The sequence below is a fragment of the Endozoicomonas gorgoniicola genome, assembly GCF_025562715.2.
Taxonomy (GTDB): domain Bacteria; phylum Pseudomonadota; class Gammaproteobacteria; order Pseudomonadales; family Endozoicomonadaceae; genus Endozoicomonas_A; species Endozoicomonas_A gorgoniicola.
This window is the reverse complement of sequence record NZ_JAPFCC010000001.1, coordinates 5,994,725-6,011,784: the sequence shown is the minus strand read 5'-3', so window position 1 is coordinate 6,011,784 and position 17,060 is coordinate 5,994,725. Positions and strand designations below refer to the sequence as shown.

At 51.0% G+C, this 17,060-nt stretch carries 18 protein-coding genes; 9 read left to right on the top strand and 9 right to left on the bottom strand.

Features of this window, described 5'->3' with window-relative positions:
• Window positions 1-2: 2 nt before the first annotated feature.
• On the top strand, window positions 3-2,426 hold the full coding sequence (locus NX722_RS27040) for a formate C-acetyltransferase/glycerol dehydratase family glycyl radical enzyme (RefSeq protein WP_262565926.1): 2,424 nt from the start codon (window positions 3-5) through the stop codon (window positions 2,424-2,426).
• A 103-nt stretch (window positions 2,427-2,529) separates the two neighbouring features.
• A complete protein-coding gene (locus NX722_RS27035; protein ID WP_262565925.1) occupies window positions 2,530-3,273 on the top strand; it encodes a DeoR/GlpR family DNA-binding transcription regulator in 744 nt (247 codons plus the stop codon).
• Window positions 3,274-3,296: 23 nt separating this feature from the next.
• Here NX722_RS27035 and hisD read toward each other — a convergent pair whose 3' ends face one another.
• From hisD to NX722_RS26990, 9 genes are all read right to left on the bottom strand, one after another.
• A complete protein-coding gene (gene hisD / locus NX722_RS27030; protein WP_262565924.1) occupies window positions 3,297-4,610 on the bottom strand; it encodes a histidinol dehydrogenase in 1,314 nt (437 codons plus the stop codon).
• A gap of 2 nt (window positions 4,611-4,612) precedes the next feature.
• Window positions 4,613-5,251, bottom strand: a complete 639-nt coding sequence (gene hisG / locus NX722_RS27025) for an ATP phosphoribosyltransferase (RefSeq protein WP_262565923.1) — start codon at window positions 5,249-5,251, stop codon at window positions 4,613-4,615.
• A gap of 147 nt (window positions 5,252-5,398) precedes the next feature.
• Window positions 5,399-6,661, bottom strand: coding sequence for a UDP-N-acetylglucosamine 1-carboxyvinyltransferase (gene murA, locus NX722_RS27020; RefSeq protein WP_262568733.1), 1,263 nt, complete (start codon window positions 6,659-6,661; stop codon window positions 5,399-5,401).
• A 23-nt stretch (window positions 6,662-6,684) separates the two neighbouring features.
• Complete coding sequence (locus tag NX722_RS27015; protein ID WP_262565922.1) at window positions 6,685-6,927, bottom strand: BolA family protein; 243 nt, start codon at window positions 6,925-6,927, stop codon at window positions 6,685-6,687.
• Between the two features lie 193 nt (window positions 6,928-7,120).
• On the bottom strand, window positions 7,121-7,450 hold the full coding sequence (locus NX722_RS27010) for an STAS domain-containing protein (protein ID WP_262565921.1): 330 nt from the start codon (window positions 7,448-7,450) through the stop codon (window positions 7,121-7,123).
• A 3-nt stretch (window positions 7,451-7,453) separates the two neighbouring features.
• Window positions 7,454-8,125 carry an MlaC/ttg2D family ABC transporter substrate-binding protein gene (locus tag NX722_RS27005; protein WP_262565920.1) on the bottom strand — a complete coding sequence of 224 codons (672 nt, stop codon included), beginning with the start codon at window positions 8,123-8,125 and terminating at the stop codon, window positions 7,454-7,456.
• Window positions 8,126-8,139: 14 nt separating this feature from the next.
• On the bottom strand, window positions 8,140-8,601 hold the full coding sequence (mlaD, locus tag NX722_RS27000; protein ID WP_456077470.1) for an outer membrane lipid asymmetry maintenance protein MlaD: 462 nt from the start codon (window positions 8,599-8,601) through the stop codon (window positions 8,140-8,142).
• Window positions 8,602-8,606: 5 nt separating this feature from the next.
• Window positions 8,607-9,401 carry a lipid asymmetry maintenance ABC transporter permease subunit MlaE gene (mlaE, locus tag NX722_RS26995; RefSeq protein ID WP_262565918.1) on the bottom strand — a complete coding sequence of 265 codons (795 nt, stop codon included), beginning with the start codon at window positions 9,399-9,401 and terminating at the stop codon, window positions 8,607-8,609.
• A complete protein-coding gene (locus tag NX722_RS26990) occupies window positions 9,398-10,210 on the bottom strand; it encodes an ABC transporter ATP-binding protein (RefSeq protein ID WP_262565917.1) in 813 nt (270 codons plus the stop codon). Before NX722_RS26990 ends, mlaE begins: the two co-directional genes overlap by 4 nt.
• A gap of 368 nt (window positions 10,211-10,578) precedes the next feature.
• Here NX722_RS26990 and NX722_RS26985 point away from each other — a divergent pair, with 368 nt between their 5' ends.
• The 7 genes from NX722_RS26985 (at window position 10,579) to NX722_RS26955 (ending at window position 16,945) form a co-directional block, all read left to right on the top strand.
• The gene (locus tag NX722_RS26985; RefSeq protein WP_262565916.1) at window positions 10,579-11,535 is read left to right on the top strand and encodes a calcium/sodium antiporter; all 957 of its coding nucleotides are present in this window, start codon (window positions 10,579-10,581) and stop codon (window positions 11,533-11,535) included.
• A 117-nt stretch (window positions 11,536-11,652) separates the two neighbouring features.
• Window positions 11,653-12,630, top strand: a complete 978-nt coding sequence (locus NX722_RS26980) for a KpsF/GutQ family sugar-phosphate isomerase (protein ID WP_262565915.1) — start codon at window positions 11,653-11,655, stop codon at window positions 12,628-12,630.
• On the top strand, window positions 12,627-13,154 hold the full coding sequence (locus tag NX722_RS26975) for a KdsC family phosphatase (protein WP_262565914.1): 528 nt from the start codon (window positions 12,627-12,629) through the stop codon (window positions 13,152-13,154). Before NX722_RS26980 ends, NX722_RS26975 begins: the two co-directional genes overlap by 4 nt.
• A gap of 72 nt (window positions 13,155-13,226) precedes the next feature.
• The gene (lptC, locus tag NX722_RS26970) at window positions 13,227-13,814 is read left to right on the top strand and encodes an LPS export ABC transporter periplasmic protein LptC (protein WP_262565913.1); all 588 of its coding nucleotides are present in this window, start codon (window positions 13,227-13,229) and stop codon (window positions 13,812-13,814) included.
• Window positions 13,795-14,415: a lipopolysaccharide transport periplasmic protein LptA gene (gene lptA, locus NX722_RS26965; RefSeq protein WP_262565912.1), complete on the top strand. Its 621-nt coding sequence runs from the start codon at window positions 13,795-13,797 to the stop codon at window positions 14,413-14,415. Before lptC ends, lptA begins: the two co-directional genes overlap by 20 nt.
• Before the next feature lie 4 nt (window positions 14,416-14,419).
• Entirely contained in the window at window positions 14,420-15,145 is a 726-nt protein-coding gene (gene lptB, locus NX722_RS26960; RefSeq protein WP_262565911.1) for an LPS export ABC transporter ATP-binding protein, read from the top strand.
• A 318-nt stretch (window positions 15,146-15,463) separates the two neighbouring features.
• Window positions 15,464-16,945: an RNA polymerase factor sigma-54 gene (locus tag NX722_RS26955; protein ID WP_262565910.1), complete on the top strand. Its 1,482-nt coding sequence runs from the start codon at window positions 15,464-15,466 to the stop codon at window positions 16,943-16,945.
• Window positions 16,946-17,060: the final 115 nt, after the last annotated feature.

The window sequence follows — 17,060 nt, the reverse complement described above, 5'->3', positions numbered from 1 at the left end:
GCATGAACCTGAACCATCTTGCCGATCGAATCAAAGCGCACAAACAGGCGCTTGTGAACATCGTTACTCCGCCGATTTGTACCGAGCGTGCAGAAGCTTACACCCGCATCTATCAGGCCCATGAAGACAAGCCGGTTATCGTAAGGCGCGCCCTGGCACTGCAGGAGCATCTGCGTACACGCTCTATCTGGATCAAACACGACGAACTGATTGTAGGCAACCAGGCCAGCAAAGTTCGTGCCGCCCCCATCTTTCCGGAATACACCGTTCGATGGATTGAAGCAGAAATTGATGACCTGGCAGACCGCCCCGGCGCAGGCTTTGCCGTTACAGAAGAAGACAAGGAAGCTATCCATGGCATAACGCCCTACTGGCGCAACAAGACCGTACAGGATCGTTGCTTTGGGTTGTTTACCGATGAGCAGCAGGCGATTCTGGAAACCACCATCATCAAGGCGGAAGGTAATATGACGTCAGGTGACGCACACCTGGCGATCAATAATGACAAGCTCCTTGAACTGGGGCTGGACGGGCTGATCGAAGAAATTCGCCAGCATCAGGCCAATAATGATATCGCTACCTTTGAAGGCTTGAAGAAAGCACAGTTTTATAAGTCCACAAGCATTGTACTGTTAGCCATTCAGGAGCATATACAGCGTTATGCCCAACTGGCTCAGACCATGGCTGAAACAGAGCAGAGGCCAGCTCGCAAGCAAGAGCTGGAAACCATTGCCCGCAACTGTCAGCGCATTGCTCATCAGCCACCGGAAACCTTCTGGCAGGCGTTGCAGCTGTGCTACTTCGTGCAACTGTTTCTGCAAATTGAATCCAACGGCCACTCCGTATCACTGGGTCGTATGGACCAGTACCTGAACGACTTTTACTGTCGCGATATTGAAAACCATACTTTGCAGAAAGAGTTTGCCCTGGAGCTTTTGCAAAGCTGCTGGCTGAAACTACTGGAAGTCAACAAAATCCGTTCAGGAGCGCATTCAAAAGCGTCGGCCGGTTCGCCGCTGTATCAGAATGTCTGTATCGGTGGCCAGAAATTAAACGACGACGGCGAGGCTGTTGATGCGGTAAATCCACTCTCATGGGCAATTCTGGAGTCCTGTGGACAACTGAGGTCGACTCAACCCAACCTGAGTGTCCGTTATCACAGCGGCCTGGACCAGTCGTTCTTAATGGGCTGCATAGAAGTGATCAAGTGCGGCTTTGGCATGCCAGCCTTTAACAATGATGAAATTGTTATTCCCGAGTTTATCAAACTGGGGGTCGAGCGAGCCGACGCTTACAACTATGCCTCCATTGGCTGCATTGAGACCGCTGTTCCGGGTAAGTGGGGTTATCGTTGCACCGGCATGAGTTTTATGAACTTTGCCCGGATGTTACTGGCTGCGCTTAATGAAGGTGTCGACGCGACCTCTGGCAAAGCCTTTTTGAAACACGACAAGTCCCTGGCAAAAGGCAATTTTGAAAACTTCGGGCAAGTCATGTCGTCCTGGGCTGACCAGGTTCGTTATTACGCTCGTAAATCCATTGAAATCGATACCGTGGTTGATAGCGTCCTTGAGCAACAGGCTCAGGACATTCTGTGTTCTGCACTGGTAGACGACTGTCTGGAACGAGGCAAAACCGTTAAAGAAGGCGGGGCAACCTATGACTGGGTTTCCGGTCTGCAAGTCGGCATAGCCAACCTTGGCAACAGCCTGTCAGCCATCAAACACCTTGTGTTTGACCAGCCCCAGATCAGCCAGCCAGAACTGGCTAAGGCTCTGGCGGAAGATTTCAGCGGTTCTGAAAATGAGCAGCTACGTCAGCGACTCATTAATTTCGCCCCTAAATACGGCAATGATGATGACGCTGTGGACAACCTGCTGAGTGAAGCTTATCAGGTCTATATTGAGGAGCTGAAAGGGTTTGTGAATACCCGCCACGGTCGTGGACCTGTGGGTGGTGGCTACTACGCCGGTACTTCCAGCATTTCCGCGAACGTACCCTTTGGTGCGTCTACCATGGCAACACCGGACGGACGCAAGGCCAGAACACCACTGGCAGAAGGCGCCAGCCCGGCTTCCGGTTCTGACCAGCTGGGCCCTACCGCTGTTTACAACTCCCTTGGCAAATTGCCTACCGGCCAGATTCTTGGCGGTGTCCTGCTTAACCAGAAACTGTCGCCTGCGGCAGTCGCCACAGAAGCCGACAAGTTAAAGCTCTCAATGCTGATTCGCACTTTCTTTAACCACCATAAAGCCTGGCATGTTCAGTACAATATCGTGTCCAGAGAAACATTGCTGGCGGCTAAGGAAAATCCTCAGGATTACCGGGATCTGGTGGTGCGTGTAGCCGGTTATTCAGCGTTCTTTACCGCGCTTTCGCCCGATGCCCAGGATGACATTATTTCGCGCACAGAACATCAGCTTTAAGGCTTCGGGCTTCGGACTTCGGGCTTCGGGCTTCGGGCTTCGAACAGCGAACAGCGAACAGCGAAAACCAGTATAATCGACCATTTTTCAGGGAGTTGTGTCTGTGAATTCGAGACAGCAGCAAATTACGCAGATTGTAAACGACAATAAACGTATTTCTGTTTCAGAGCTTTCAAAGCTACTCAGTGTTTCAGCCGTTACGATCAGGCACGATCTCAACTTTCTGGAAAGCGAAAGGCGTCTTAAGCGAACTCATGGTGCCGCTGTCTCGCTGAACAATGATGACCTTGACTCCAGGCTTGAAGTGCGTTTTGACACCAAACAGAAACTGGCACGTGCAGCGGCTGAACGGGTTGCCCCTAATGAAGCAGTAATGATAGAGGGAGGAAGTGCCAACGCACTGGTGGCACGACTGCTGGCCGAACGTGGCGATGTCACCATTATTACGCCATCGTCTTATATTGCGCACCTGGTTCGCCATACGTCAGCCAATATCATTCTGCTGGGTGGCATCTACCAGCATCAGGGAGAAAGCGCCGTTGGGCCGCTGACCAGGCTCTGCATTGACCACACACATTTCAGTACCGCGTTTATTGGTATTGATGGGTTTGACATTGCTTCCGGGTTTACCAGCCAGGATATGATGCGAGCCGATATAGCAAAGCATATTATCAGCAAGCAACGTCGAAATATTATACTGACCGATTCCAATAAGTTTGGAAGTATCCATTCTACGTCGATAGTCGATGATATGAATGATATTTCAATGTTGATCACCGACCATGACGCGCCTGAAGGCGATATTTCGTTTATTCGTTCTTCAGGCATAGAGGCAGTTTTAGTATGAGACGTTTAGTATGAAATGCTAAGCTACTTCTTAATCCTGAATTCAGCCGACCGGGCATGAGCCGTTAACGATTCCCCTCGGGCCAGCACTGAAGCCACTTTGCCCATTTCAGAAGCGCCCTTGTCTGAAAAATGAATCAGGGATGAGCGTTTCTGAAAATCATAAACGCCCAGAGGTGAAGAAAACCTTGCGGTTCCCGAGGTAGGCAATACATGGTTAGGGCCTGCACAGTAATCACCCAGGGCTTCAGCAGTATGGCGTCCCATAAAAATCGCACCGGCATGCCGGATATCCGGCAACAGGGCTTCCGGGTTTGCCACCGATAACTCCAGATGCTCCGGCGCAATATGATTAACGACATCACAGGCAGCTTTCATATTGGGTACATGAATCAGGGCTCCACGCTTATTGATCGAGGCTTTAATAATCTCCCTGCGTTCCAGCTCATGCACCAGATGGTTCATGCAGTCATCTACTTCATGCAAAAATTCAAGATCATCGGAAACCAGAATGGCCTGGGCGTCTTCATCATGTTCAGCCTGAGAGAACAGATCCATGGCGATCCAGTCGGGGTCGGTTAAACCGTCGCAAACCACCAGAATCTCTGAAGGTCCCGCAATCATATCGATGCCCACCTGCCCAAAGACTTCCCGCTTTGCGGTCGCAACATAAATATTTCCGGGGCCTACAATCTTGTCTACCCGTGGCACTGTCTCTGTGCCATAAGCCAGAGCTGCAATCGCCTGAGCCCCACCAACGGTAAAGACTTTATGCACACCCGCCAGGGCAGCGGCGGCCAGAACCATATCATTGATCACACCATCCGGCGTTGGCACCATCATAATAATTTCTTCCACACCCGCCACATGCGCTGGAATAGCGTTCATCAGCACTGATGAGGGGTACGTTGCCTGACCTCCCGGAACATAGAGCCCGACACGATCCATTGGCTGAACCTTCTGCCCAAGTTTTGTGCCACTGCGCTCTTTGCAGGTCCAGGATTCCAGAACCTGTCGTTTATGGTAACTGCGAATTCTGGCAGCAGCGATTTCCAGTGCTTTGCGCTGTTCGTCAGGAATGGCATCTAACGCATCCTGCAGCTGTTGCTGACTGACGGTCAGCTCTTTCATTGAACTGGCAGACACACGATCAAAACGACGACTGTAGTCCAATAGCGCCCCGTCGCCCCGTTTGCGCACTGTGGTTATGATGTCCTTAACGGTGCTGTGAACCTTATCATCCGACACGTTTTCCCATGTCAGAAGATGCTCAAGCTGTTGTCTGAAGCTGTGATCGTGATAATCCAGACGGGCAGGTTTCAGTATTTTTTTTGTCATGGTCAGCATGTCTCCTTAACGGCGCGGGACATTTGATCAATTAACTGGCTGACAGCGTCGTGTTTAACTTTCATGGAGGCTTTGTTCACCACCAGCCGTGACGAAATGGTTCTTATCAGGTCTCTGGGTTCAAGGCCATTGGCCCGCAGCGTGTTGCCGGTATCCACCACATCGATAATGATATCAGCCAGACCCACCAGCGGTGCCAGCTCCATTGAACCGTAGAGTTTGATGATGTCTGCCTGCCGGCCAATGGAAGCATAGTATTGCCTGGCGACATTGACGAACTTGGTCGCCACCCGGATTCGTCCCTCAGGTTCAGAGACACCGACTTTGCCTGCGGTCATCAGCTTGCAGTGGGCGATGTTCAGATCCAGCGGTTCATAGAGCTCTGTGGAGCCGTGTTCCAGCAGTACATCCTTACCCGCAACCCCTACATCAGCTGCACCGTATTCCACATAGGTGGGTACATCACTGGCACGCACAATCAGCAGGTTCACGTCTGGATGGGTGGTGGGAATAATCAGCTTACGACTCTGACCAGGGTCTTCTGTCAGTTCGATACCGGCCGCCTTAAGCAAAGGCAAAGTGTCTTTGAGGATGCGCCCCTTGGAGAGAGCAATGGTTAGCTGACTGGACATCTTGATCAGGTTTCCTTATTAATTATTCCGCCCTGAAGAGTCCGTAGTTTACACAAATTTTTAGGTATTTATTAACAAAAAAAGCCAGCGCAGGGCTGGCTTTAAGGCGTAGTTGGAAGCGATCCGGAGGGATTATCCTGAAGCTTTTTATCCTGCAACGCGGCGAATGCTTGCGCCCAGCTGTTGCAGCTTCTCTTCAATACATTCGTAACCACGGTCAATGTGGTAAATACGCTCAACCTGGGTATCACCTTCCGCCACCAGACCGGCAATGACCAGACTGGCAGAAGCACGCAGGTCTGTTGCCATGACCGGAGCGGCTTTAAGGCTGTCCACCCCTTTGATAATCACGGTATTGCCTTCAACCACCACATCAGCGCCCATGCGTTTCATTTCCTGAACGTGCATAAAGCGGTTTTCAAACACGGTTTCCGTGATATGCCCGGTGCCTTCTGCAATGATATTCAGCGCGGTAAACTGCGCCTGAATATCGGTAGGCATCGCCGGGTAAGGTGCGGTTTTCAGGTCAACAGCCTGTGGTCGCTTACCTTTCATATCCAGCTCAATCCAGTCTTCACCCCACTCAACGCAGGCACCGGCTTCACGCAGTTTCAGCAAAATAGCGTCCAGAATATCGGGCTGGGTATCTTTCAGACGAACGCGACCACCGGTGGCTGCCGCAGCAATCAGATAAGTACCGGTCTCAATACGATCAGGCAGTACAGAGTAGGTGCAGCCGTTCAGGCGCTCAACGCCCTGTACACGAATAGTGTCGGTACCGGCACCTTCAATTTTTGCACCCATGGTCATCAGGCAGTCGGCCAGATCCACCACTTCCGGTTCGCGGGCAGCGTTTTCAATAATGGTTTCGCCGTCAGCCAGACAGGCCGCCATCAGAATGTTTTCAGTGCCGGTTACGGTGACGGTATCCATAAAGATACGAGCGCCTTTCAGACGATCCTTGATGCTCGCCTTGATGTAACCGTCTTCCACAACGATATCTGCTCCCATCGCCTGCAGGCCCCGGATGTGCAGGTCTACCGGACGGCTGCCAATCGCGCAGCCTCCCGGCAGGGATACTTCAGCACGGCCAAAACGAGCCAGTAGCGGTCCCAGTACAAGGATGGAGGCTCGCATGGTTTTAACCAGTTCGTAAGGGGCTCGCAGCTGTTTGATGGTGCTGGCATGAACTTCTACGTTCATGCGTTCATCCACCATCAGGTCTACGCCCATGCAGCCAAACAGCTCAAACATGGTCGTGATATCGTGCAGGTGAGGCAGGTTGCAAACCGTTACCGGATCGTCAGCCAGCAAAGTCGCAGCCAGAATAGGCAAAGCAGAGTTTTTGGCGCCGGAAATCCGAATTTCGCCGTCCAGACGATTTCCGCCTGTAATGATCAATTTATCCATCAGGTTCCACCAGAGCCCTTCAATTAACTGTTGCGCTGCTGCCATTCAGACTGCGTCAGAGTCACCATGGTCACCGCATGAATCTCACCGCTGGCAATCATCCCGTTCAGGTGCTGATACACCATTTGCTGGCGTTTTACTGGCATGGCACCCTGAAATTCATCACTGATGATGGTCAGGCGGAAGTCACAGCCCTCCCCTTCAACCAGAACCTCAGAACCTTGAATTTTCTCTTCCAGCAGCGCCTTTACCTGGGTGGCTAGCATGCACTCACCTCGTAGCAACAGCCATGGAAACCGACAGAATCATCAAAGCGTTAGACGTATGTCCACGAGAGCATGTCGACAGAATTCCATGGATCATAAAACAGTTAACAAGCCTGTCATTTGAACAAATACAGGCTCGGGGCAAATCGGACAATGATATATGACCTCCCGACCAGCCACAAGCACCGGTCGGTTAAACAGCTGAGCAGGGCGGGCAGGAAGAGGCGTCAAGCAGCTCATCAATACCACAGACCTTGGCAAGGGCCTGCAGTTCCACAGGGATACCAGAAAAACAGAAAGCCGTGTTGTAATTTCCAGCCAGCCGTAGCCAGGACAGGCAAACAGACAGGGTAGCGCTGTCGCCCTTGTGGAGTTCTTTAAGACTTATCCTGACTGAAGACTGACCACTTTGCAGTTCCTTCTGCAGCAGTTTGCGACCGTTTTCTTCCACCACGGCAGCGTTATCAAAAGTCACTATACCCTTGAGGGCATAGTGACCCGGTTCAAGGCGTTCCAGTGGCATAGGTTATTTACCCGCTTTTATGTCTTTGCCCCGCATAATCTCAGCCCAGTTATCCACCACCGTTTCAACCTTGCCATAGCGATCCACAGCGTCGGCAAACTGTGTCTGGAACTGTTTGGCAATATTGATACCGTCGACGGTAATATTACGCAGTTTCCAGCGACCGTCGGTATGTACCATGGAGTAGAAAATATCAACACTCCGGGTACTGGTTCTGACACTCATCTTCACCGGGATACGGCTGATATCTCCGGCAATGTACTTTTTCAGCTGGTTTTCAGAGGTTTTCTCCACAGATTCAATGGTCAGACGGGTGTCATCCAGTGACAGTAAGGCATTGCTGTAAAATCTCAGCAGACTGTCCTTGAAGGTGGCTTCAAACTTATCGACCTGTTCGGGGCTGCGTCGGGTGTATTTTCCCATGACATAACGGGCAATCTGGTCAAAAGCCACCACTGGTGATAACAGGCGATCCACCTCTTTAACAAAACCATCACGGTCTTTTTTGTATTCTTCTTTATTTTTATCAAACAGGTTAAGTAAATTCCGGGTAATTTTTTCCACTTCAATTTCGGGAGGCTGTATCTGCGGTGCTGCCAGAGCTGTTGATGCCAACAGCAAGGTGAATACTCCGAAGAAAAACTGCCGGATGGAAACAACTATTGTTTTGCTCATAATGACCGCCTGTTTTATTTATCGTCCTTATTCACTGCCCCGAGCAGGAACTTGCCAATCAGTTCTTCCAGAATAACGGCTGACTGGGTATCTTCAAAACGTCCGCCATCCTTGAGGTACTCTTCGTCTCCACCAACACTGATGCCAATATATTTTTCTCCCAGAAAGCCGGCTGTCACAATGGATGCCGTACTGTCGATGGGAATATTGTCGATATCGGCATCGATTTCCATATCAACCCGTGCCATATAGGTGTGCTTATCCAGGCTGACCTGCTTGACCTTCCCGATAATCACACCAGCCAGAGCCACTTTAGCCCTGGGTTTCAGGGCGCCAGTGTTATCAAACATGGCATGAACCTGGTAAGTTTGGTGATCCGTGCCTAATGACAAACCACTGACTTTTAATGCCAGCACAATCAGAGCCAGAACTCCGGCAATCATAAAACCGCCGACACTGATTTCTACTGTTTTCATCCTCATTACAGTTCTCCAAACATTACGGCGGTCAGAATAAAATCAAGCCCTAAAATAGCCAGTGACGAATACACGACAGTTCTTGTTGTAGCACGGCTTACGCCTTCTGATGTGGGAATGGCATCATAGCCCTGGAACACTGCAATCCAGGTCACCACCAGACCAAACACCAGACTTTTCACCAGCCCGTTACCAATATCTGCGGTAAAACTCACAGACTGCTGCATAGTGGACCAGAAGGAACCCTCATAAATACCCAGCCAGTCGACCCCGACCATGGCGGCTCCCAGAATGCCCACCAGGTTGAAAATCGAGGCCAGCAGAGGCATTGATATCACGCCAGCCCAGAATCTGGGGGCAATAATACGCTTCAGCGGATCAACGCCAATCATCTCAAGACTGGACAACTGCTCAGTGGTTTTCATCAAACCAATCTCAGCGGTAAGGGCTGAGCCAGCCCGTCCGGCAAACAGCAATGCGGTCACCACAGGTCCCAGCTCCCTGAGCAGGCTCAGTGCGACCAACTGACCGACAGCGTCCTCAGAACCATAGGTAATCAGTATGTTGTAGCCCTGCAAAGCCAGTACCATGCCAATAAACAGCCCGGACACCGTGATAATAATCAGGGACATAAAGCCAACGCTGTAGAGCTGCTGAACCAGTAATGAAAAGCGGTGACCAAACCCGGAGCGGGAAAATATAGCCAGCAGCAAAAAAACACCAGACCGTCCCACAGACTGGACATGATCCAAACCAAATCGACCCAGCTGTTGCAGCCGGTCGAACAAACCTGAACTCATTTGCACTCCCTGAGCAGAGCTTCTTTGTAATTCATGGCAGGATAATGGAAGGGAACCGGACCATCAGCATGACCATTCATAAACTGACAGACACGGGGGTCTTTAGAAAGCATCATTTCATCCGGTGCTCCCTGACCGATCACATCCCCATCAGCCAGCACATAAAGGTAGTCAGCGATACTGGCTGTTTCATGCAGGTCATGGGAGACCACCACACTGGTGATTTTCAGCGCCTGGTTGAGTTTACGGATCAATTCAACCAGAACCCCCATGGCAATCGGGTCCTGCCCGACAAAAGGTTCGTCGTACATCACCATTTCCGGGTCAAGGGCGATTGCCCGGGCAAGCGCCACCCGGCGATTCATACCACCGGACAATTCTGCCGGCATCAGCGACCAGGCGCCCCGCAAACCCACCGCCTGCAACTTCATAAATACGATGTCCCGGATCATGGAGTCCGTCAGTTCGGTATGAATGCGAAGAGGAAATGCCACATTTTCAAACACAGACAGATCGGTAAACAGGGCACCACTCTGGAACAGCATGCCCATTTTACGACGAAGCCGGAACAGTTCATCACGGGACAGTCGGTTAACGTCCTGCCCGTCGACAATAATTCGTCCGGAATCAGGGCGAAGCTGGCGACCAATCAGCCGGAGCAGTGTTGTCTTGCCGGTTCCGGACGGCCCCATGATCCCAACGACCTTTCCTCTGGGGATGGTGATATCAATGTTGTTAAAAATACACCGGCCACCGCGAAAGAAAGTGAGCCCGTGAATTTCAATAAAGTTATCAGTAGCCACAGCCATCAGCCGATATTTCCCTGCCTTAAAAACGTGGTTGAAACACCCTCTGTAAACTCTTTCTGTAAAAACCGCTATAAAAACTCGCTAAAAACTTGCTAAAAACTCGCTAAAAAAAGGGCACCTGAGCATAGGTGTGCAACAATTCCTGTCACACATTATTTATGCAGTCTTATTATTATGGCGGGTTTTACTTACATTTTGAACATCAACTGTCTTTTGCCTGCAAGGTTTTCGCGCCGCCTGTTAAAAGCATCTTGAAAAAAACTGAAAATAAACCGTCTCAGGGCATCGCTTACAGATGGCCGGATGACTTACCATTAATAAATAAAATCTGATTCAACCCCTCAAGGAAAAAACCGGATAACTCCAACATGTTTGTTGCCATTATTGCCATTATTGCCGGCTTTATTATTCTCACCTGGAGTGCAGACCAGTTTGTGAATGGGGCTGCTGCAACCGCCAGAAACTTTAATATATCCCCAATGCTGATTGGCCTGACCGTGGTTTCGATTGGCACATCTGCCCCGGAAATTCTGGTTTCCCTCATGGCCTCTACCCAGGACCATGCCAGCCTTGCCATCGGTAACGCCATTGGCTCCAATATTGCCAATATTGGCCTGGTACTGGGTGTTACCGCCCTGATTGCACCCTTGCCAGTCAAAAGATCCCTGGCGCGCCGGGAAATTCCAATGCTGGTCGTCGTCTCAACGCTGGCTGGCCTCTGTATCGTTAATGGTTTCCTGACTCAGTTGGACAGCATAGTGCTGCTGGGCGCTCTGTTTCTGGCACTGTACCTGATGTTTCGCTGGCAAAAGCAACATCCCGACGAACCTCTTATCGAAGGCGAAGAAGAGGAAGTTCCGGAGTTGTCACCTGGTAAAGCATGGTTTTATCTGATCTCAGGACTACTGTTTCTGCTGGGTAGCTCGCAGATTCTGGTCTGGGGAGCCACCGAGCTGGCTCGTCTGTTTGGGGTCAGCGAACTGATTATCGGCCTCACCATTGTCGCTATCGGCACCAGCCTGCCAGAACTGGCAGCCTCTGTTGCCAGTGCCATTAAGGGGCACCATGACATCGCCCTTGGCAATGTGGTGGGCTCTAATATTTTCAACCTTCTTGCGGTTCTGCCCATGCCCGGACTGTTTGCGCCAGGCCCCGTTAACCCTCAGGTTATCTGGCAGGACGTTCCCGTTCTGATGGCCCTGACCCTGTTTCTCGCCATGAGCTGTCTGTTTGGCAAACAGCCAAAACATCTGGGGCGAATGACTGGATTATTGCTTTTAAGCGGTTATGCCGCCTACACCGTCTGGCTGTTTATTCATCACTGAAGGAACTACTGTCGCCAAATCGGTTCTAAGGCATGGAGCGGACAACGACCTACCCCTTAACGCATAACCGTTTTACAATAGGGCGTTTCGCAGCCACGTTTAAGACAGTTATTCATTATGACCAACAATGACGAGCAGTTCATTGCCATAGGAAGACGTACCGTATCCATGGAGTTGGAGGCCGTTCAGAAGCTTCTGAACCGGGTAAACAGCAGTTTTGCCCGGGCCTGTGAGGTTATGCTGGCCTGTAGCGGCCGTATCATTGTGGTAGGCATGGGCAAATCTGGTCACATTGCCCGTAAAATCGCCGCCACCCTGGCCAGCACAGGAACCCCTTCTTTCTTCGTGCATCCCGGTGAAGCCAGCCATGGTGACATGGGTATGATTACTTCTGAAGATGTGGTTCTGGCTCTGTCCAACTCCGGCGAAACCAACGAAGTCGTTACGCTTCTGCCGGTGCTGAAACGGATGGGGACACCACTGGTCAGCATGACCGGCAATCCCGATTCCTCTCTGGCCCGGGACGCTGACGCACACATTAATACCGGTGTCGACAAAGAAGCCTGCCCGCTGGACCTGGCTCCCACTTCCAGCACCACCACCGCACTGGTGATGGGCGATGCCCTGGCGATAGCCCTGCTGGAAGCCCGTGGTTTTACCGCTGAAGACTTTGCTTTCTCGCACCCGGGCGGCTCCCTGGGCAAACGTCTGCTGCTGAAGGTCAAAGACGTTATGCACAGTGGCAGACGCATTCCGGAAGTAACTCAGGGTACCAAGATCAGTGAAGCCCTGCTGGAAATGACTCACAAAGGGCTGGGCATGACTTCCATTGTGGACGAAGACCGTAAAGTCGTGGGCATCTTCACCGACGGTGACCTGCGCCGTGCCCTGGATAAAGGTGTGAATCTGCGCCAGACCGACATCGATGATGTCATGACCAGTCACTGCAAAACCATCTCACCCGATATCCTCGCCGCTGAAGCCCTGAAGATTATGGACGACCGTAAAATCAACGCCCTGATCTGTGTCGATGCCGACGACCAGCCTGTTGGCGCTATTAATATGCACGATTTACTGAAAGCAGGTGTTGTATGATCGACTCATCCCTGAAGCCTTCTGCTGCCAAAGTGCGTCTGGCAGTCTTTGATGTTGATGGCGTACTGACCGACGGCAAGCTGTTTTTTGGCGAACAGGGTGAAGCACTGAAATGCTTCCATACACTGGACGGCCATGGCCTGAAAATGCTGCAACAGGCTGGTATCAAAACAGCGATCATTACCGGACGACGTTCGACGTTTGTCGAGAAGCGCGCAAGTGACCTGGGTGTCGATTTTCTGTATCAGGGCCGTGAGGATAAGATCAATGCCCTGAACGAACTGTTGGAAGCCCAACACTTCAGCATGGACGAAATCGCGTATCTGGGCGATGACCTGCCAGACCTGCCCGTTATCCGCCGTGTTGGTTTTGGCTGCGCAGTGATCAATGCGCATCCATTTGTCCGTCAGCATGCACAGGCAGTAACCGATCACCATGGAGGCCTGGGTGCTGCAAGGGAGTTCTGTGACTTTATCCTTGATGCCCAGGGTAAGCTGGAGCCGATGCTGGCAGAATACCTTTAAGCATTAATTTATTGTAATTCGAGGCCAGTCCCTGAGTGACTGGCTTCTTTATCAACAGGAATCACACACCTGATGCCCATAACCAGCTCTTACAAAAGCTATCTGTTAGTTGCCTGTGTGCTGATGACCATGGTTGGGATAGGCTACTGGTCATACGACGGTACTTTGCATGTTACAAAACAGAATCGTCAGCCAGAAATACAGGAAAACGCAGACTACTATCTGGTAGACGCCACCATTACCCAGTTCAATGAAACGGGAACACTGGAATACGAGCTGACTTCCAACGCCATTACTCACTATCCGCATAATGACACCACCCTGCTAAAGACTCCCCATCTGCGCAACTACAGTGACCCACAAAAACCCATAGTAACCGATGCCCTGAACGGCAAGCTGTTGCCCGGAGACCAGGATATTGAACTCTGGGACGACGTGGTCATGATCCAGACCGACACCAGCAACGGCAGCCAGGTACGTATGGACACCGATTTTATCACCATATACTCTGAGCAAAGTCTTGCTGTAACAGATCGTCCGGTTCTGATTACTAACGACACTGGTCGTACCAGAGCCATCGGTATGGAAGCGTTCTACAAGGACAGTCTGATTAAACTCAAATCAAGGGTACGAGGATTCCATGAACCTAAACAGCCTTGAGCCGAAACAAAAGCTTGAGCCGAAACAAAAGCTTGAGCCGAAAAAAAAGCTTGAGCGGAAAAAAAAGCCTGCGCGTAATGCAAAAATAGCTATACGTTCAATTTTAGGCATCTTACTGCTACTGCCCACCCTGACCATGGCACTGCCATCGGATCGGGAAATGCCCATCGAAATCGAGTCCGACTCGGCAGACATTGACAACAAAAAAGGTGTTTCAGTCTACCGGGGCGATGTCGTAATGACCCAGGGCAGCACCCGAATTACCGGCGATGTGGTCACGGTATACACCAAAGACCAGGAAGTGCAAAAGGTTGTTGCCGAAGGCGTTAACAAGCGCGCTTACTACGAAGAAGAACAGCCCGATGCCCAGGGAATATTGCAGGCATGGGGACATACGATTGATTACAAAGTGCTGGATGAGAAAATCCATCTGATCCGTCAGGCTCAGCTCATACAGAAAGGTGACTCGTTCAAGGGTGAGCGCATCGACTACGACCTGAAGCAACAGAAAGTCAACGCCAAAGGTCTGGAAAACAGAAAAGGCGAAGGACGAGTACAGATGGTCATTCAGCCCAGAACCGAGCAACAGGAAAAGAATTAACCTGATGGTTACGCTAAAGGCAGAACACCTCAGTAAAAGCTACAAAGGCAGAAAGGTCGTAAAAGACGTCTCTCTGGTCGTCAACAGCGGCCAGATTGTGGGTCTGCTGGGACCTAACGGGGCAGGTAAAACCACCTGTTTTTACATGATTGTTGGTCTGGTAAAAGCCGATGGTGGTAAAGTCAGCATTAACGACAAAGACCTGACCCATTTGCCCATGCATGGGCGGGCAAGAGCCGGTGTTGGCTACCTGCCACAGGAAGCCTCAATATTCCGCAAGCTGTCGGTAACAGACAATATTCTTGCCATCCTGCAAACTCGCAAAGACCTCAATAAACAGCAACAACTCGACAAGATGGAATCGCTGCTGGATGAGTTCAACATAGGTCATATCCGCGACAGCGCCGGTATGAGCCTGTCAGGCGGTGAACGCCGGCGGGTGGAAATAGCCAGGGCGCTGGCCACTGACCCTGATTTTGTCCTGCTCGACGAGCCATTTGCCGGTGTTGACCCGATCTCGGTCGGGGACATCAAGGCGATTGTCAGGCAACTGCAGAGCCGTGGCATTGGCGTACTGATCACCGATCATAATGTTCGTGAAACACTGGATATCTGTGAAAAGGCTTATATTGTCAGCGAAGGCGGCATCATTGCCGAAGGTGACAGCCAGACCGTTTTGAGCAACCAGAAGGTTCGTGACGTTTACCTGGGCCATCAGTTCAGTTTGTAGCCAGTCACATTCCGGGAAGAGCTTCCCTCTTCCCGCACCGGCTTCATGCCAGTTTTGCTTTTCACTATTAATATTCTGTGCTTATAATCCGGTGACACGGAATGCATCTCAAGACGACGATGTGCAAACGGAAATGTGCAAACGAAAATGTGCAAACGAAAATGTGCAGAGACGAACCGGTGGAACTTATCCTCTGATCAGCCATTCCACTCAGTGCGAAGGAACGCACAGCGTATAAAGTAAACAGCCATAAGCAGAAATGCAGCTTTCGTCGCCTGGAATACTGCATTTTCACAGCAAAAGGTACACGGTTGCCCTATGAAGCCCTCTCTACAGCTTAAAATGGGTCAGCAGTTGACGATGACACCTCAACTGCAACAAGCCATTCGCCTGTTACAGCTTTCGACACTGGATCTGCAACAGGAAATCCAGGAGGCGCTGGAATCCAACCCGATGCTGGAAAGCGAAGAGGCCATTCAGGATCAGGAGAGCCGCGACCGGGAAGCCAGTAACGCCGCTGAAGGTGAGCAACTGGTTGATCTCAATGCCCAGGAGCCACCGGCTTCCTCAGAGTCTCAGGAACCCGAATGGTCAGAAAGCATTCCAAAGGACCTGCCCGTCGATTCCGGATGGGAGGAGATTTACTCCAGCATGCCATCAGGCAGTAACGATGAGTTTGACCCCCTGAGTCGCTCCCGAACCACGGAGTCCCTGCAGGAACACCTGCAATGGCAACTGAACCTGACCCCCACCACCGATACCGACAGGGTGCTGGGTGAAGCGATCATCGAAGCCACTAACCCTGATGGTTATCTGACAACGCCACTGGACGATATCCACCAGAGCCTTGCCCTGGATCCGGCGTTTGAAGAACTCGATCTTGATGAGCTGAAAGTCATGCAATGCCGTATTCAGCAGTTTGACCCGGTTGGCTGTGGCAGTGAAAACCTGAAAGAGTGCCTGTCCGTACAACTGGCTCAGCTGTCGTCACAAACACCCTTTATTCACGAAGCCCAAAAGCTGATTGATCACCATCTGGAAGCCCTGGGCAGCCGCGATTACAGCCAGATTATGCGCCGCACCCGGATGAAAGAGCATCAGCTCAAAGAAGCTCTGGGGCTGATACAGAGCCTGAACCCCAAGCCAGGCTCTGGAGTGGATCAAAGCGAACCGGAGTACATCACACCGGATATTTCCGTTCGAAAAATCAAAGAGCGCTGGGTGGTCGAACTGAATTCTGAGTCACTGCCTCGTCTGCGTATCAACAACAGCTATGCGTCAATGGTTCAGCGAGCCAACAGCAGCCGGGACAACCAGTTTATGAAAAACCAGCTGCAGGAAGCCCGCTGGTTTTTGAAAAACCTGCAAAGCCGTAATGAAACATTACTCAAAGTCGCTACCAAGATCGTTAACTTCCAGCAGGGCTTTCTGGAACAGGGCGACGAAGGTATGAAACCGCTGGTGCTTGCGGATATCGCTGAAGCTGTGGATATGCATGAATCAACTATTTCCCGGGTCACAACCCAGAAGTACATGCATACGCCCAGGGGTGTCTATGAGCTGAAGTATTTCTTTTCCAGCCATGTCAGCACAGACAGCGGTGGAGAGTGTTCGTCCACAGCTATTCGCGCACTGATCAAAAAGCTGGTTCAGGATGAAAATCCGAAAAAACCGCTCAGTGACAACAAAATTGCCGGTTTACTGGGAGAGCAGGGTATAAAAGTAGCCCGACGAACCATCGCCAAGTATCGGGAGTCGATGCATATACCCCCTTCCAATGAACGCAAGCGCCTGGTGTAAGTCATGTAGAGTGCTTAACGATAAGTACCCGAACAATGAAACTTATTAGCAGGAATTTTAGCAGGAATTTTTCGGACAGAACCTTAAGGTAAAAATCCTGTATTTTTTTGCTTCA

Coding starts and splice junctions, on each gene's coding strand:
- NX722_RS26990 (WP_262565917.1), bottom strand. CDS start 10,210: ATGGCTGTGGCTACTGATAACTTTATTGAAATTCACGGGCTCACTTTC.
- NX722_RS26955 (WP_262565910.1), top strand. CDS start 15,464: ATGAAGCCCTCTCTACAGCTTAAAATGGGTCAGCAGTTGACGATGACA.
- lptA (WP_262565912.1), top strand. CDS start 13,795: ATGAACCTAAACAGCCTTGAGCCGAAACAAAAGCTTGAGCCGAAACAA.
- NX722_RS27005 (WP_262565920.1), bottom strand. CDS start 8,125: ATGAGCAAAACAATAGTTGTTTCCATCCGGCAGTTTTTCTTCGGAGTA.
- lptB (WP_262565911.1), top strand. CDS start 14,420: ATGGTTACGCTAAAGGCAGAACACCTCAGTAAAAGCTACAAAGGCAGA.
- mlaE (WP_262565918.1), bottom strand. CDS start 9,401: ATGAGTTCAGGTTTGTTCGACCGGCTGCAACAGCTGGGTCGATTTGGT.
- murA (WP_262568733.1), bottom strand. CDS start 6,661: ATGGATAAATTGATCATTACAGGCGGAAATCGTCTGGACGGCGAAATT.
- hisG (WP_262565923.1), bottom strand. CDS start 5,251: ATGTCCAGTCAGCTAACCATTGCTCTCTCCAAGGGGCGCATCCTCAAA.
- NX722_RS26980 (WP_262565915.1), top strand. CDS start 11,653: ATGACCAACAATGACGAGCAGTTCATTGCCATAGGAAGACGTACCGTA.
- NX722_RS27040 (WP_262565926.1), top strand. CDS start 3: ATGAACCTGAACCATCTTGCCGATCGAATCAAAGCGCACAAACAGGCG.
- lptC (WP_262565913.1), top strand. CDS start 13,227: ATGCCCATAACCAGCTCTTACAAAAGCTATCTGTTAGTTGCCTGTGTG.
- NX722_RS26975 (WP_262565914.1), top strand. CDS start 12,627: ATGATCGACTCATCCCTGAAGCCTTCTGCTGCCAAAGTGCGTCTGGCA.
- hisD (WP_262565924.1), bottom strand. CDS start 4,610: ATGACAAAAAAAATACTGAAACCTGCCCGTCTGGATTATCACGATCAC.
- NX722_RS27010 (WP_262565921.1), bottom strand. CDS start 7,450: ATGCCACTGGAACGCCTTGAACCGGGTCACTATGCCCTCAAGGGTATA.
- mlaD (WP_456077470.1), bottom strand. CDS start 8,601: ATGAAAACAGTAGAAATCAGTGTCGGCGGTTTTATGATTGCCGGAGTT.
- NX722_RS26985 (WP_262565916.1), top strand. CDS start 10,579: ATGTTTGTTGCCATTATTGCCATTATTGCCGGCTTTATTATTCTCACC.
- NX722_RS27015 (WP_262565922.1), bottom strand. CDS start 6,927: ATGCTAGCCACCCAGGTAAAGGCGCTGCTGGAAGAGAAAATTCAAGGT.